The following is a 15,033-nucleotide window of genomic DNA, read 5'->3' as shown; positions in this document are numbered from 1 at the left end:
TATTTTATATTGCACGAGAACGGTGAGCGCATGAACTTCTGGGCCCCTATCACGTGACAGTGACGCTTTGGATGGCCGCTGGCGCGCGGCTGTGTTGGGTGGACTGGGATGATGGAGAGGGGTTGCTAACCACCCTGCCCACGCCGAACGTCGAACGTACCAGTTGGCACTTGGAACAGCGCCTTCATCCTCTCTGTCACTGGGCTGCTCTCGGAAGCCGGCAACTGCTCGAGCAGGGCGCGCTCACGCGCAACGGCCGCCTGGTTCTGCGCGCACGCTGGAGTAGCTAAGGCATCCTCGGCGTGATTTCGTGTGGAACCGCCAGGCACCGCAGCGTTCGCCGGAAGCGCTGAAACGGCTGCGAGCACCGCACTGAGCAGCATCCTGCAGGCCAGATGCCTGCTGTTTGAAGCGACCGAACGAACCCATGCCCAGCAAGGGTTTCGCCCCTCACTATTCACAGAAAATGTGGATAACTTTTTCGTTGCGTCCGCCAAATGTACGCAGCAAAGCGCGCGCCTCATCCTTTGAGCAGAAATGGTTGGCACTTACGCCGCTCCCGCGATGGGACCGGGATCCGACACGGTGTTGCCGGCGGGCAACTTCGCCGGCCGCGGTTTTCCGCCCTTTAGCAGCCCGGGCTTTCTACCCGGTTTGCGTCGCGCGCCCGACCCGGGCAGCGCGCGCTCACGCGCTTGCGCACGTATTTCGCGCTGCTGTTCAAGCGGCATCAGGTCGAAGGTCATGCGCGCCTCCTTCCACTTATTGAACTTGTCGCGCGGCCATCGCAAGGATCGCCCGGCACGATAGGCCGGCGGCACAGAGGTTAGCCCGCTCAGGTAATCCGCCTCAGTCAACTCTTGGCGTCGATAGCGCCAGAGTGCGTTGCGTATCGAATAGGTTGACATGCCGAGGAACTCGGCAATCTCCTCGATCGTATAGTCGAGCACCGGACTCTTCTTACTCTTGGCCTTGGGCATCTCCGCCACTCCCGATTTGTGTGGTGCCGCTTGTTTGCACGCGTTATCTTCTCCGTCGAGATGTCAGTCCGACGGCATCAGCACGATCGTCCGCAGATTGGTCACGATCTGGTGCTTGGCCGGATCGACCCTCAACAGCGTCTCGCCCGACGGGAATTTCGCGCCAACGGAAATCGTCAGCCCGCTTTGCATTCTCACGGCCCCGCGCGACAGGTCGGCAACCTGTGCCTGCCGTTGAGAAACCGCCTCCACATGGGAAGAATCCGCGTCGCGTGTCGGTTGCGGAACCCGCGCGACAGTGGCTGCCGTCGGCGGTGTTGGCGCACGATCCCGCGCGCGTGCCGGTGCGTTCGCGTTCGCGTTCGCGGGATCGTGGCGAGTTTCGATCTCGCCTTCGGCCGTCGCCGAAACCGCTTCCCTGGTCACCGGCTTTGCAGTCGGCGCAAGCAATGGCCGCGCTTTCACAACACGCTGTTTGTCGGCCTTTTCAGCGGCCTCTACCGGCGCCACCGCCACCCGCCCCGACGCTACGGATTTTGGTCCGGAGACTGGAGCAACAACGGACGTGGCACGTGTGATAGCGAGTGCAACAGCCGGAGTAACAACACGTGCGACTGGGGTCGGGGCGATCACTACTCCCGTCAACGACGGTGCAACTGGCGGCGAGATATGCGCTTGAGCGGGCGGCATCGGCTGATCCGGCCGGGAGACAGGGGCAGGCGGCAATGGCGGCGTCACCGACGGCTTCACTGGTAACGATTTGAACGCCAAGCGCTGCGCGTCGAGCGCGGCGCGCTCGACATTCAGCTGTGCGCTGAGTGACATTTGAAGGGCAACCAGAGCACGATCATGCCGCGCGATCAGCGCTCGACCAAGGCCCAAACCCGCAAGGCCGAGTCCCACAACAAGCGCGAGTCCGCGCACGATGCGCGCGCGCGTCTGCCTCGCCGTGGGACGGAGGCGTCCGCCTCCGTTGCCTGCACGGTAGGCAGGCGAAGTAGATGCCGAGGGTACGGCAAAGTCGATGGCCATGGTCGCGCTAAGCCGGCATCGTCGTCAAAGGTCCGACTGCACGAACCCGTCGATTCGGGCACCCCGGCCTGAGGTAAAGGTTTCGCAGATCATCTGCCCGCAAACAACCCCGTTATCAGTGATCACCAGATCCCGCGCAATGATGGCCGGACGCTCACCGCCGGACATCTGGCCAATCTCGCCATCGACAATCAGACGACGCGCCGTAATGTTGCCTTTCACGACCCCGCCTCGCCCGACGATGAAAGTCCCGGCCACCTCGATATCGCCTTTCCATTCGCCATAGAACACCAGGCCGCCTTGGTCGATCTTCAGCGTTCCCATGCCGCGCATTCCCGCGGGGATGACCGCACGCACGCCTTCCTTGACGAGATCGAGCGCAACCTGTTCCTTGCCATCCGGATAGCCCTGTACCGCGGCCGCAGCCGACCGGGCTGGCGGTGCTGAGGTGGGGACTGCGGCGGGGGCGGCGGCACCCGCCGCTGATGCCGGTTGATAGGCGGCCGCTCGTGGTTGAGCGACCGTGTGACCTGCAGGCTGCGTCGCAGCAGCAACAGGACCTGTCGGTGATGATGGAACGAGGCGCTGGCGAGCCGCTGCGACCTTCGTCGCCCAGGTTGCGTCCGGATCCCGAGTGGCAAGCAACTCATGAGAGGAAGAAGCCAGGACCCCATGGGACATGCCGGCCCCGACGTCGTCGGGCGCCTTCGACTCGCCCGGCTGAGGAAACACACGATGCAACATCGACATGACGCGCGCGGGCTGTCGCGGCAACTCCTCGGAATCTTCCATGATCCCCGATCCCAAGTTCGAATGTTTCGCGCTCCCCAATCCGCTCATGACCTACCTCCAAATGAAGGCGACAACAGCCGCCCCGCTGCCGAAGCCTACGACGCCCCAAACCGCGTGCCGCAGCAGGCGAAGCAGACGCACGCGCCGCAACTCCTGCTTGGTCGTCCAGATCCGGCCATCGGACGCGAGTCGCCCCCGGACAATCGATGCGTCCGGCAAGGCCATGTCGACCGATGTCTGGTTCGCGGGCGCGACCCAGGCTTGCGCATCACCATGAATCAGCACGGCCATTTCTTCGGGGCTCATCGAAAATCTCGCGTAATCGCTGTCGTTCGCCTGTTCGACAAATAGGCAAGCACACTTGAACCGAATTCACCATGCATCATAACGCATCACAATGCATATGTTGCTCGCAATGTCTCATTACGTTGCATTTCACCCGACGTCAAACTGGCGTTCGTCCCGCGTCCCGATCGGCGTACGCTCACCCTCGCCAGAACCGCAGCGCCCCCTTCGAATTGAGCAGCCCTCCCGAATCGAGGTGCGTGAAATGCTTGGCCTGGTAGAAGCCCACACCGCCCCCGCCGAGCCACAGACCGAAGCGGGAGACCGCCTCAGCCGACACCCCTTCGATCCGGATATCGGCCGCCCGCCCATGGGTGTGAAAGCTGTTTCGCACCGCCCCCTCGGTACGCCGATTGATCTCGGGCGTGCGATAGCCGCTGTCAAGTATCAACGGACGCGGGATACCAAAGCCCTCCAGCCAACCTTGTGCACCCCTAAGGATGTCAAACAGGACGAGATCCATCTGTACGGCCTGCGTGACGGGATTGGCAGGCCGGTCACAGAAAAATCGGCACAACCTCACGTAGCCGTCAACGTGCAGCCGGCCGTCGTACCAGTAGACCTCCCGTATCGTCTCACCAGTGCGATTTCGCTCAAGGGTCAGTTCACGCGGCAGGCTCCAGAAATCCGTCGACTGCGTGCGACCGAGGCGCGCCGTAAGCAACACCGGCAACACCGCCCCCGCCTTCAGCAAGCGACGACGGCCGGCATCGACCGTCGCCTGAACATCCATGACTGCCGGATTTCCCAGTAACGCGGACAGCCTGTCCATCAAGCCGCCCCCGCCGTCCGCGATACCGAGAAGTCGAATGACACGGTGCTCGCGCCGGCGCCGGCCAGTCCTTGCAGACGCGCGGCACGACCAATGCCGAGCGTCTGGATCAGCATCAGGGGTTCCGACTCGGTTTCACGCGGGACGTCGTACGGATGCGCGATCGTGACGGCGAGGGCCGCTGCCTCGATCCAGCGGACCTGCTCATGCGCCTTGATCACGTCCAGATAGGCGTGCTCCGTCCGAGTGTGTGCACCGGCCGCATCGCCGCCGCTCCAGGTCCAGCGTGCCTCCGAATTCAGCGCACCGCGCACTGCCGCGCGCCACGCCTCACTGCCAAACAGCGGCAAGCAGCGAGCCTCGACGACGTCGCGATGCGCGAGTGCGTCCGCATGCATGCGACGCAGGTTTTGCCAGACCGTCGTAGCGTACGCGCGCCGCAGCGCGCGCCACGCCCGCAGAAAGCGACTGCACGGATCGACGTCAACGGACGCAGTATTCCCGATCATGTTCCGCGCTTCCTGACCGGCGGTCAGACACCGGGTCATCAGGTCGGAGCCGAACAAGACCTGCTGCAACCACGCCATTCCCTGGGAAATACTCTCCTGCCACACCTTGACGCGCGCCTCGCCGGCGGCCAGCAAGGCGGCATCATCGATCTCCACGCGAAAAACTGCATCAGTTCCGCGCGCCTCGACACTCAGCATCAGTCCATCCGCACGCAGGACCGATTCGGCGGCCGAGGCGTAACTCGCAGTCATCGCCTCGAGCCATGCCTCGACCCGAACTGCAGGATGGTCTGCGTCCTCGCCGGCGTCGCGCCATTCAGCCGTCGTGTAAGGCGCAAGGCCCGCACGCCAGCGCAAACGGGTTTCGTTTAGCGATTGCGTCGAGATGGTGTGGGTCATGATGTCTTCCTTCGTCGCTTGTCGTGAGTGCGAGTGGTTGCGAATGTTCGCGTGGTCTACCCGTGCTGAGCATCCTCGGTCAGCGGCCCATATCGATCGGCGGGCGCAACCATCGCCGCTTCTGCTCGGCCAGTTTCGCAAGCAGGCGCGCGAGTGAGCGGTCGAACGGGCCAGTCGCTTCCACGATCATCCACGTCAGCGTGACGACAGTGAGATACAGCAACCACAGCAGCCCAGCCGCCCGATGTGCCATCTCGTCGATCGACGCATGCGTCCAACCCATCAACTTGCAAGGCGCAGACGCACGCGGCAGTGCTCCAGCGCCGTCAGATGCAGCCGATTCGGATGCTGCATCCATGCAGGTATAGACGGACAGCGTTCCCGCCGGCGCGGGCCGTTGAGACGCATCCGCGGCAAGCTCAAGTACTTGAGTGGGAATCGTCTGAAACGAAAATCCGCTGTACACGGCCAATGCGAGGCAACAGACCACGCTCGGCACAACGAAGGCGACGATGAATACCCACTTCACCCAGAACTCGACGTGACATACGAATTGCCAGGCCAACCACACCTTCTCGCGTTGGTGACGAATGCGTGACCAGCGAGATCCTAGGCGAGACGCCCTGGATGCCTCACCAGATTGAGACGCTTGACGAACGTGCAAGCGCTTCAGGACCCATTCCTTGAACCGGGCGCGATCGATTATCATTTTCCTTCCTCGCATGTCCGCCTCACTCATCCCCGCATATCTTCAGCGAGGTCGGTGAACCACTTCATCACATCGTCCTCGGTCATCTTTTGCGATGCGTCGTCCTGCACGGCCGTCTGCGGTGGCGTTACCTGAATGGCAATCTCGGCCTCAAGTGTGGCCAACGACACATCCGGCTCTGCCTGGTTCATCAGGTCATCCAGACGACGGACACGATCCACAACCGCATCACTCATGCCGATCATGCGCCCCTGATCGTCGACCGGAATATCGACTTTGCCCTCGGCATTGACCGGAATCTCTATTGGTTCGCGACGCTCGGCCGGCACAGGACCCGGTACGGTCGGCAACGCCTTTGTCGCAGTTGCTGCAGTTGCTTTTTCGGCCTCGCCCTGCGTGCCGGCGCCTGCCGGCGCAGGCGCCGGGCCGAGCAGGCGCTTGAAGGCCCAGCCGAGTGCATCATTCCACTCGGGGCTCATCGATGTGCTGCCCGCGCTGGTCGTACTGCCAGCCGCATCGCGCAGCGGCGCCGGTGATGCTGGCTCGGCCGAATCAGTCACCGCCGCCGTGGGCGACGGGTTGACGAATGGCAGCCCGATTTCCGGGAGATCCATCTCCGGCAGACGCAACGGAGCGTGGCTGTGGCTTGCCACGCCGTCGATACTCGGTTCGGCAGTCGACTGCCTGGTGGACGGATCATCGGCGCTGCGTTTGCCCACCGCACCCGGGGCCGCTGGCGCAAACACAGGAGGCTGTGCCGCTGTCGTCGGACTCACGTCGAAAGCGCCGAAACCTGGAAATGGGTTGAATCCAGACGCTGGCTCGCTGGCGCCCCCCGCCGGTTCGAGGTCGAACCCGGCAATTCCCGATCCGCGCGACTCCCCGTCCTTGCTCGTCGGCGATTCTGTTGACGCGTCCTTTGCTGGGGAACTCGAGGACTCGGCCGCCTTGGGCTCTACCGCAACTGGCACAACATCCGGTAGATGGAACGGCAAGGCGGCGGACGGCGCATCTTCCGCTTCCAATCGAGCCTCCACCTTCGCCGCCCCGACATCCGGAGCCGATTCATCAACCGGTTCAGGCCCAGCGATGCGCGCCTCGGCTTCTTGCGTGGCGCGGCCGAACGGCAAGTCATCCCAGACCGCCGGTTGCTCGTCAGCCTTCGCGCCGATCTTTTCCGGCACGGCCGGCACACCCAGATTTAGCCCCGGCAGCAAGTCCAGACTGTCGAGCAAGCTGCCCGAACGCGGCGCAGCCGTCGCCGCGCCATGTGCGATCTCCTGCTCGAGAATATCGACAATCGGCTTTGCGTCCTTACGCTGAAACGGCAGGGCATCGCCGCCGGCCCCTACGCCCGTGGCGGCTTCGATTGGATCAACAACGCCGTCCACGATCCCGCCGGCGGTCTCCACAACGACGTCGGACTGGTCCTCAGGCTTTTCCGTGCCCGGATCGCGCGCGGACGCCTGTCGTTTCTTCATGATTTCCGCTCGCGCGACCATGTAGAGCACGATGCCGCGCTCTTCGGCCGACATGCCGGAAGGCAGCGTGTGGGCCACGTTGCCGAGGTGATTCAACAACGCGTCCGGCTGCGACGGATAGTCGACCGAGGTCTCGCCGCGCAACATGGCCATCAGCCGCTTGCCCTTCTCGACCGGGTCCGCCGCGACGTCGAGCGGATCGGAATAACGGTCGATAGCTTCTTGCGAAGGGGGGGGAACCTGAAGGAAACGATTGAGACGAAACGTCTTGTTCTTCGCGAGTGCATCCCCGATGTAGAGGCTTCTCAGATGGATACGCTCACCCGCCGAACTCAGGATACCTTCGCCAGCGGTCATGCGCTGCAGATCCTGCAGCTGTACCGGCTCGACGAACTCGATCGCGGCCTCTTCGGTTCGCTCCCATCCACCGCCCTTCTTCATGAATGAACGAACGACGGCAACTGGCACGCGGCCGAGCACTTCCTTCACCAGATTCCATGTCTTCTGCGCATCGTCGATGCGCATGAAGAACTTCGAGACCTGGTTACCCATCATCGCGCCGGCCTCCGCCGCGCGTGAACCTTCTGTTAGTTTTTCGAGATCCTGGGCAAGCGCAATCATCGAAAAACCCAAACTTCTGGCTTGCGCGAACATGACCGCGATGCCATCGGCAAAATAATACCCAAGCTCGTCCAGCGCAACGAGATAGGGGTATGGCGCGGCTGTTGCCTTGCTGTCGATCAATTCCTCCCGAGACCCTTCGATATCCGTGCCGAGATTGCGCGCCATCATCACGCGCAGGCAGGCGATCGCCAACTTGCCCAGGTTCTCAGCTTCCTGAGATGACTTTTCCAGCGGGGGGATCAGTGTCACCAGGATCCGGTCGTTCAGCACCACGTCGACCATGTCGATCTCGGGGTAGCGGTGCTTGAAAATGTGCCCGTAGGTATTGGCCAGCAGGCCCAGCGCAGGCTGCATCTGGTTCGCGCGGTAACCGTGCTGCTCGAAAGTCTGCGCGCCCTGATCGTTGCTGGCCGGCGGGCGTCCCATCTGCGGAGCAGCAGGCGCGGAGGGCGCGACCTTGTTGTACTTGCGCAGCAACTTGTCGACTGCATAGCCCGGCAGGCCAGACTCAAGATATGCCTTGATCCCGTCGAAGCCATACGGCCATGCACCCGTCTTCGGATCGCGGCGGTCGTAACCTTCGATATACAGTTGCTCGACCTTGTCGAGTGCGAGGTACTCTAGGAAGGTGTCGATCGACAATTCATAGCTGTCGTGGTCGCGCTTGTAGCACAGCGCGTTCACGATGGCTCGCCAGAAGGCAAGTGCTTTTTCCTGCCACTGCTTGCCTTCCCCCTCCACCTTCGGCATCAGGTTTGCGCCCATCTGGATGATGGTGTCGGCATCCGACGTGCGGAAAGGGTTTAGCGAATTGCTGCGCTTTCGGCGCGAATTCGCGACTTCCTGCGGCGTGCTGCCGCCAAGCAGGAAGTTCAGACACAGAAAGTTGTTCTCAACGCCGAACCGGCGAGCAAGCGTATTTGCGTCGGTCGCCAGTTTGTTATCGGCTTTGCCGTCCGCGATAAAGAACCCGGAGGACCAGCACAGCGCGTTGTAGCAGATCGACTTGAGCGTCTCACTCTTGCCACTGCCGGTTGCACCGAGTACGAGGACGTGCTTGCGCAGGTCGTCATCCGCCAGCCAGATCTCGCGACCCTTGGCCGCAATCGACGAGGACTCCTGATTCCCGAGCAACATGATCCCAGTCGCCTCGACCGGCTTGTTTTCCTTGTCCTTCAACCCGGGCACCATACGCTTGCCCTTGTTCGCCTTGTCCGGTGCGAAGGACCCAGCCGGATAACGCAGAGGCATCACGGCGCGCGTGCGACGATTGATGATGGTTGCCGTCAAGATCGTCACCGCGGTGAGCGGGGTCACGAGCGGCACGACGACGCTGATGAGGCAGGCCACTCCCACGAGGAATACGAAGTTTTCCCGGAATGCCAGCCATTCGGCCAGCTTGACCGTCCACGGGCGCACGTCAAGTATCCGACGTTCAGCCGGTATCTCATGCAGATCTCGTTCGACGACACGGGCTGGCATGGCTTAACGCTCCCGCGAATCCCGAGCTTCCATGCCCGCCGCGGCGGTGGCGCCGTGCCAACCTTGCTCCTCCAGGCAGACGATCGGCTCTAGCGCAAACGGCAACAATGCGAGGCCGGTATAGCGCACAGCCTCAGGATCAACACCGATGCGGCGACTCGCTGCGTGAATCATCTCGGTCAACTCAAGCCAGTCTCCGTGGGGAGCGGTTCGCAGGCCCACCGGTATTTCGCCTGTGTGGATCCACGATCGCACGGAATCCTTCAGTACCCGACCGTCGATCCGGACACCTTGGCACTCACGCAACCAGATGAAGGGAACCAAGATGGCCGAGAGCAAGTTCTCGACGCGCGCACGCGACTTCTCGACGTCCTCCGGCGTGAACACCGCGTTCTTGACCGAGGCCCCTTTCGCCAACGATGGCAAGGGGGCCATGTTCAAGCCAGGCTCGATCAGGCTGAAAAGCAGGCCCGCCAGTTCACGCGGATCGCACTCCGTGTCCAACGCTTGGCGTATGCGGTTCACGCTCCCGGGATTCGGGAGTCCATCTGCGAGACGCGGGGCATTGGCGGTCCGATAGGTCTTTGCAAACGCATCGAATTGCGCAACGTATTGAGAGTCAGCCTGACCGACCTCAACCTTCGGAGAGCTGCGGGACGTATCCATCTTTATGACGTTCTCAGTTGAACAGCGCGCGCAGCGAACCAGCGGTCGCCTCGCCAATGGCAATGCGACCGTTATCAGCCACAAAGGTGGGGGTGTACTGGAATCCCACGCTGCTGAAAAGCTTGGTGTTCTCGCTCACGAGTTGCTTTCCGCTGTCGCAGAGTGCGACCGGCGCCCCGCGCTCTCCCTGAGTCGGAGGCAAGCCTGCGGTCACCTGCTTCCAGGCGGCCGTCTTGTCCTTGGCGCACATGGCTGTCGCGGCCGAAATGTCGGAACCGGGCAGAAACGCCACAGGAATGACAACAGCCGTGACATCCGGCCCAAGCTGCTCGACAGCCTTCTCGACCACACGACAATGCGGGCAATTGGGATCGGAGAAAACGTAGAGCACACGCGCGTGGTCGCTGCCGGCGCCGACCTGGATGCCGTGCGTGACGCGATATTTCTTGAGAAGCGCCAGGCCCTCAGCATCCACCGTCATTTTTTCCATGGCCGCGACCGGATCGATCGGTGCCGCGGCCTGCGACGGTTGGGACGTAGTCGAGCCCGGACTGGAGCCGAGCCCGCCAATCGCCGCATACGACGAACTGTTTCCGGAACCTTGCTGATTCACGCTCGCCACCTGTGCGCCTATCGCCGGCATGGCCGGCGTGGCACTTGAGTGCTGCACGCCGATCGCGCCGACAACTACAAACGTCAGCGTGACGCCAGCAATGACACCCAAGACACCCCAGAAGCGTCCACCACGGTGCCGGCTCCCGGACACGTTGGGCGCGAATCGCTGCGCAACGCGCCGGGGTTCGGCCAAGTCAAGCATGATTCGGCCGACTGCGTCCTGTGCGGCCGATTCACTTTGCAGCGTCACGCGATGCATCTTGTCGGCGTGTTCCAGCACGATCGAATTGCGCGGCGAACCTTCGGGTGCACCCTCCGCGACATCGGTTTTCACATTGAGCGGGTCGCGTTGCACATCTGCAGGGATATGCCACAGCACGGGTCCAGCATCGGTGACCGGGAAGTAGATACTCAGTACTCCCGGTGCGACCGTGCATTGCACGGCCTGCGGGTCCACACGAAACGAATGAAACGGATTGCGCATCGCATCCTCTCCCATGTATCGGTCAATGCCCCGACGACTGGGGGCGGCCCTTATTGGCGCCCCTCGTCCAGAGCCTGTGCAAGTTCGCTCTTGAATTGTTGATCGCGGCGGTTCTCGGCCGCGACTTCCTGCGCCTTCATCGTGGTATCGAAGGCCGTATCCGGCGGAGGTGCCGCTCCAGGCACCTCGCCCGCCTCAACGTTGTAGGCCGGGTTGTGAATCTTCCAGAGGTCGGGGTTGTTCCAGATTCGGTCTTCCCCGTCTGGATCGCGTCGCCCGAGCCAACCCTCGAACTCGAGACGCAAACTCTCAATCGCGTCCTCGATGTAAGGCGCGCCTGGATCGAGTGGATTGCCGGACGGATCCGGCCCCTTCGGAATGCGGCCCTGCCGGTAGCAATCACGCTCGAATGCGTGAAGATTGAAGGCTGCAGCAGCCTCAGGATGCGGGACGAAACGGCGCACACAATCGAGCGCGAAGAATTTGTAGCGGTCCATCGGGCGCAGCCAGCGGAAATGCGAAGTGTTGACTTTTCCCCATCGCTTAGCACGCCTGAAAAGCTCGAAAAGATACGTGTTTTCGTAGTGGTGGACGCGAAACAGGGCATGCGCCTCGGGTTGCATGCGGTATTTCTGGAAGAGCGACGTCGCCAACGCCAGGTTGGCCGTCCCATGTGGCGTACCGAAGGCCGAGTAGTTCAGCGTATCGATTAGTTCGCGCGCTTCCTGGCGCCCGGCCTCACCGCCGAACGCGAACGCTGTGAGGATCGTGTAGATCGCCTTGCCGGCCGGCGTCATGCTGTCGGCAAAGCACACCGATTTCGGATCTCGGCCCTTGATCGCCTGTAGGTCCACGATACGCGGACCCAGCGTCTTCAGGTAATAGCGTCTCGCGCGCTCGGGCACCACGGCGTTGTCGCGCGCAAGGCGCTCTTCCTTGACGATCTCCTCGGGCCACATTGGTGACCGCCATTTCGGCTCGGTGCTGTTGACGAGATTCAGCTTCGCAACTGGCGCCACGCCGCTGAACGTCTTCATGATCTCGAGCATCAAGTCATCGCCCTTGAAGCGACGCTTGAAGTCAACACGTGGCCCGAAGCTGACAAGGCCCACGACAAGGAATGCCGGGAAGAACAACAGGATCGAATACGGACGGTAAGCCTCGGATGACAGACGCATCCACTGCACGAATGTCGTCTTGCTACCGGCCGCGTAGAACGCTGCGTATTCCGTCTCCAGCCGCGTGTTGTAGTCGCGCACGAGATCGAGCGGCGCCCAGTTCCAGAGGGCCCCCATATAGTGATAGAGGATGGTGCCGCCGTGCACGATCTGCAGCTCGTTGCCCGTCCACAACAGGAATACCATGCCCAGCAGGATCGCCAAGGCGGCGCCGACGAGCATCCACGGACTTTCACTCTGCTGGTTACCTTGTGCCATATCGAGTCCCGGCTACCGTCATGTAACGCACCTCAGAAGCGCCCAGTCTGGACAATGTTCGTATACGCGCGCCAGACTCGCGCAACGTAGTCCATCAGGTGAGACGGGGTACGCGAGTGGTATCGTCCTATGCCACACCAGACATCTCCCCCGCACGCATTGGTTTCCACCCGCACGATGTAGGCTGTCGCCCGAATGGCTTGGCACGGGTTATCGTGCACCGCCTCCGGCCGTACGCCGTATTCGCGCCACAACTTCGGCAACCACGCCCGGTCGTTGATCATCGTGATGCCGAGGTCAATCGATCCATTCCGATTCACGTGGCTCAAGGCACGGCCGCCACTCTCTACCTTGATAATTGCGAGCAGCATCTCGGGAGGTACCTGGTAGTCAGCCGCCGACTCCATGACACACGTGGCGGGCACAGTCGGCGGAAGATCTATCGCGAACGCCATGCGAACCACTCCTTAAACAGGTCCGGACGCGCGATGAAGTCACGCCAGGTGAGAATCCGGCGTTCGCGTATCTGGAAAAGATAAAAGGCGTTGCGCAGCGCGACGACCGCGAAAGTCACCGCGACCATGAGGTCCGTTGCTGAGAACAGCCAGCTACGCATCACAAAGGTCAGTGCTCCACCGATCAGGGATACGGCGGTCGCCACCACCGCTACACGGCGCACAAACTCGAAATACGCAGCGCGCTCCGCGAGCTTTTCCTCCGTGAGACCCAGTTCACGGCAATACCACGTGAAACGTTCGTCGACGGCCACTGGCTTGTCGGTGCGCTTCGCCAGATCGTCGGTTTCCCGGCGGCTCTCGCTGTTAGCGGCTGCCTGCCACCGCGTCAGCGCTCGGCCGATACGGCCCACGCTGTCCCAGGAACGCGCATAGGGCAGGAAGAGCATTCGCGCGGTGCCGCGGATGATGCCGCGCTTGCGCGGCGCCTCCGCTCCCGGATTCCGACGTGTCTGGTCATCCTTTGCGTCGTTCATCGCGTCCTCTCACTGTGCCCCGCCACCTTGCTGCCCGCCCTGCGCACCCGCATGTGTTCCGTTTCGCTCGGCCTGCAACGCCGCAATCAGGCGATCGAGTGCTTCCGGCTGAAACAGGTCGGCGACCTCTTTCGCTCGAGCGAGGTACTTCAGGCGATCCCTCAGTGCCGGCATGAATGCATCGATATATGCCGGGTCGAGCGCATTGATCGCCTCCGCCATTTCCAGCAATTCATTGCCCGACAGGTGTTCGCTCAGTTCTGCATCGATCTCCGTCAGGTAATCCTTGATCCTGGGCTTCGGAATTCGCGCGATCAGGCTCACCACGCCCGACACCATCTGGCCGCGCGTCGGCGCGAAGAGTCCTCGGACCTTTTCGTAGAGAAACAGGGCAAGACGCGTTCGGTACATGAACAAGCAATGTGTCGTGATGTCGGGGTTGGTAAGTCAGGTCGTGCGGCAACTCGCACACGTGCAACAGAACATAACACCAGCCATTTTTAGCCGCAATATATCATCATGCATTTTTTGTATTGCGCATCCCGGGATCGTGGTGCTGGAGGCCTCCGGCCCGACAAGACATCACTGCACCAGCCCGCAGCCGCGTTCCCGCGACCAAGTTCACCAATGCCTGCCGACATCGCGGGCAATCGCTCGATTTGCACGTGCAAACCTCCTCGACGCATATCTAGCCGCGAGCCAACCACACGCAACGCAATTATTTGTTATAGATATGTTGCATGCGTCTGTTTGCTTGAGCGACACTCCTCACTGCGCACGTGTTTGCACGTGCAAACGCACGGGATCCTGGTTGATTGATGATTTGCGCGCGCAAACGATCGGCGTCTTAGCGATGGTCAATAGCCGAAAACCGCGACTCAGCCGGATTCACCCAGCCATTACCAAGGGCCGACGCATGGAACCGAACCAGACGACCAATCAATCGACTGCCGTGACGATCACCCCGTCGATCACCGCGATGACGCCCGCTATCAGCTCGTCAACCACGCCAGCCGCCCCTCTCACCGTGGCGGAGGACACGCGAATCATTCTGGTGACGAGCCGCAAAGGCGGCACTGGCAAAACCACGCTTTCCATGCACGTCGCGGCAGGTCTGCATCGGCGCGGCAAGCGTGTGTTACTGGTCGACGCGGACCCACAGAGCAGCGCGACTCATTGGGCCGGCCAGCCCGAGAGTGACATCGAGTTCCCGACCATCAATCTGTCCGAGATGGGCGCAGGCATCGCCAAGGAAATCCGCAAGCACGTCAGGAATTACGAATACATCGTCATCGATGGTCGGCCTTCCATCGAACACGATGTGATCGGCGTACTTCTCCTGAGCGCCGACCTGGTCCTGATCCCGCTACGTGCGTCCGCGCTCGATTACCAGGCCACCCTGCAGATGCTCAAGTCTGTCGATGTCGCCCGCGCCATGAACGAAGACCTGAAAGCAGCTCTCGTGCTGAACCAGACCGAGGAACGGCGCATCCTCGCCCGCAGCGTTACTCAGGCGATCGTCGAGCAAGGAATTACTCTGCTCCAGACCCGGGTCGGTCCGCGCGAATGCTTTCCGCACGCATTTTCGTTCGGTTCGACCGTCTACCAGATGAACACGCGTCCCGCGCGTCTTGCTGCCGCAGAAATTGATGGCGTGGTCGACGAGATCACCTCAATGCTGTCCTGACCAAATCCCTTTCGTCAGCCCCACGCCAG

15 protein-coding genes are annotated in these 15,033 nt (G+C 61.9%); 1 reads left to right on the top strand and 14 read right to left on the bottom strand.

The window, feature by feature from the left end; genetic code table 11:
• Positions 1 to 548 precede the first annotated feature (548 nt).
• The 14 genes from U4Z64_RS20035 to U4Z64_RS19975 all read right to left on the bottom strand — a co-directional run bounded on the left by U4Z64_RS20035 (position 549) and on the right by U4Z64_RS19975 (position 13,734).
• Entirely contained in the window at positions 549 to 980 is a 432-nt protein-coding gene (locus tag U4Z64_RS20035; protein ID WP_321820796.1) for a helix-turn-helix domain-containing protein, read from the bottom strand.
• 63 nt (positions 981 to 1,043) lie between these two features.
• Positions 1,044 to 1,805, bottom strand: a complete 762-nt coding sequence (locus U4Z64_RS20030; RefSeq protein ID WP_321820795.1) for a hypothetical protein — start codon at positions 1,803 to 1,805, stop codon at positions 1,044 to 1,046.
• A gap of 231 nt (positions 1,806 to 2,036) precedes the next feature.
• Positions 2,037 to 2,804, bottom strand: a complete 768-nt coding sequence (locus U4Z64_RS20025; RefSeq protein WP_321820794.1) for a polymer-forming cytoskeletal protein — start codon at positions 2,802 to 2,804, stop codon at positions 2,037 to 2,039.
• Positions 2,805 to 2,855: 51 nt separating this feature from the next.
• On the bottom strand, positions 2,856 to 3,110 hold the full coding sequence (locus tag U4Z64_RS20020) for a hypothetical protein (protein ID WP_321820793.1): 255 nt from the start codon (positions 3,108 to 3,110) through the stop codon (positions 2,856 to 2,858).
• A gap of 178 nt (positions 3,111 to 3,288) precedes the next feature.
• Positions 3,289 to 3,921 carry a YcbK family protein gene (locus U4Z64_RS20015; protein ID WP_321820792.1) on the bottom strand — a complete coding sequence of 211 codons (633 nt, stop codon included), beginning with the start codon at positions 3,919 to 3,921 and terminating at the stop codon, positions 3,289 to 3,291.
• Entirely contained in the window at positions 3,921 to 4,829 is a 909-nt protein-coding gene (locus U4Z64_RS20010; protein ID WP_321820791.1) for a hypothetical protein, read from the bottom strand. Before U4Z64_RS20010 ends, U4Z64_RS20015 begins: the two co-directional genes overlap by 1 nt.
• A gap of 79 nt (positions 4,830 to 4,908) precedes the next feature.
• On the bottom strand, positions 4,909 to 5,358 hold the full coding sequence (locus U4Z64_RS20005; protein WP_321820790.1) for a hypothetical protein: 450 nt from the start codon (positions 5,356 to 5,358) through the stop codon (positions 4,909 to 4,911).
• A gap of 206 nt (positions 5,359 to 5,564) precedes the next feature.
• Positions 5,565 to 9,125 (bottom strand): hypothetical protein, encoded by a 3,561-nt coding sequence (locus tag U4Z64_RS20000; protein WP_321820789.1) that lies wholly within the window; start codon positions 9,123 to 9,125, stop codon positions 5,565 to 5,567.
• 3 nt (positions 9,126 to 9,128) lie between these two features.
• A complete protein-coding gene (locus U4Z64_RS19995; RefSeq protein WP_321820788.1) occupies positions 9,129 to 9,791 on the bottom strand; it encodes a hypothetical protein in 663 nt (220 codons plus the stop codon).
• Positions 9,792 to 9,804: 13 nt separating this feature from the next.
• Positions 9,805 to 10,890, bottom strand: a complete 1,086-nt coding sequence (locus tag U4Z64_RS19990; RefSeq protein WP_321820787.1) for a DsbC family protein — start codon at positions 10,888 to 10,890, stop codon at positions 9,805 to 9,807.
• Positions 10,891 to 10,940: 50 nt separating this feature from the next.
• Positions 10,941 to 12,326, bottom strand: a complete 1,386-nt coding sequence (locus U4Z64_RS19985; protein WP_321820786.1) for a hypothetical protein — start codon at positions 12,324 to 12,326, stop codon at positions 10,941 to 10,943.
• A gap of 32 nt (positions 12,327 to 12,358) precedes the next feature.
• Positions 12,359 to 12,733, bottom strand: coding sequence for a lytic transglycosylase domain-containing protein (locus U4Z64_RS37640; protein ID WP_415750587.1), 375 nt, complete (start codon positions 12,731 to 12,733; stop codon positions 12,359 to 12,361).
• Between the two features lie 32 nt (positions 12,734 to 12,765).
• Complete coding sequence (locus U4Z64_RS19980) at positions 12,766 to 13,317, bottom strand: hypothetical protein (protein WP_321820785.1); 552 nt, start codon at positions 13,315 to 13,317, stop codon at positions 12,766 to 12,768.
• A gap of 9 nt (positions 13,318 to 13,326) precedes the next feature.
• Positions 13,327 to 13,734 (bottom strand): hypothetical protein, encoded by a 408-nt coding sequence (locus U4Z64_RS19975; RefSeq protein WP_321820784.1) that lies wholly within the window; start codon positions 13,732 to 13,734, stop codon positions 13,327 to 13,329.
• 499 nt (positions 13,735 to 14,233) lie between these two features.
• On the opposite strand from U4Z64_RS19975, the gene parA reads away from it, so the two are divergent.
• Positions 14,234 to 15,004, top strand: coding sequence for a ParA family partition ATPase (gene parA, locus U4Z64_RS19970; RefSeq protein WP_321820783.1), 771 nt, complete (start codon positions 14,234 to 14,236; stop codon positions 15,002 to 15,004).
• Positions 15,005 to 15,033 lie beyond the last annotated feature (29 nt).

Origin of the sequence: Burkholderia sp. BCC1996, from assembly GCF_905339955.1 — a bacterium.
Lineage (GTDB): Bacteria > Pseudomonadota > Gammaproteobacteria > Burkholderiales > Burkholderiaceae > Burkholderia.
This window is presented reverse-complemented; position numbering and strand designations above follow the sequence as displayed.

Coding starts and splice junctions, on each gene's coding strand:
- U4Z64_RS19995 (WP_321820788.1), bottom strand. CDS start 9,791: ATGGATACGTCCCGCAGCTCTCCGAAGGTTGAGGTCGGTCAGGCTGAC.
- U4Z64_RS20000 (WP_321820789.1), bottom strand. CDS start 9,125: ATGCCAGCCCGTGTCGTCGAACGAGATCTGCATGAGATACCGGCTGAA.
- U4Z64_RS19980 (WP_321820785.1), bottom strand. CDS start 13,317: ATGAACGACGCAAAGGATGACCAGACACGTCGGAATCCGGGAGCGGAG.
- U4Z64_RS20030 (WP_321820795.1), bottom strand. CDS start 1,805: ATGTCACTCAGCGCACAGCTGAATGTCGAGCGCGCCGCGCTCGACGCG.
- U4Z64_RS20025 (WP_321820794.1), bottom strand. CDS start 2,804: ATGGAAGATTCCGAGGAGTTGCCGCGACAGCCCGCGCGCGTCATGTCG.
- U4Z64_RS37640 (WP_415750587.1), bottom strand. CDS start 12,733: ATGGAGTCGGCGGCTGACTACCAGGTACCTCCCGAGATGCTGCTCGCA.
- U4Z64_RS20035 (WP_321820796.1), bottom strand. CDS start 980: ATGCCCAAGGCCAAGAGTAAGAAGAGTCCGGTGCTCGACTATACGATC.
- parA (WP_321820783.1), top strand. CDS start 14,234: ATGGAACCGAACCAGACGACCAATCAATCGACTGCCGTGACGATCACC.
- U4Z64_RS19985 (WP_321820786.1), bottom strand. CDS start 12,326: ATGGCACAAGGTAACCAGCAGAGTGAAAGTCCGTGGATGCTCGTCGGC.
- U4Z64_RS19990 (WP_321820787.1), bottom strand. CDS start 10,890: ATGCGCAATCCGTTTCATTCGTTTCGTGTGGACCCGCAGGCCGTGCAA.
- U4Z64_RS20015 (WP_321820792.1), bottom strand. CDS start 3,921: ATGGACAGGCTGTCCGCGTTACTGGGAAATCCGGCAGTCATGGATGTT.
- U4Z64_RS20020 (WP_321820793.1), bottom strand. CDS start 3,110: ATGAGCCCCGAAGAAATGGCCGTGCTGATTCATGGTGATGCGCAAGCC.
- U4Z64_RS20010 (WP_321820791.1), bottom strand. CDS start 4,829: ATGACCCACACCATCTCGACGCAATCGCTAAACGAAACCCGTTTGCGC.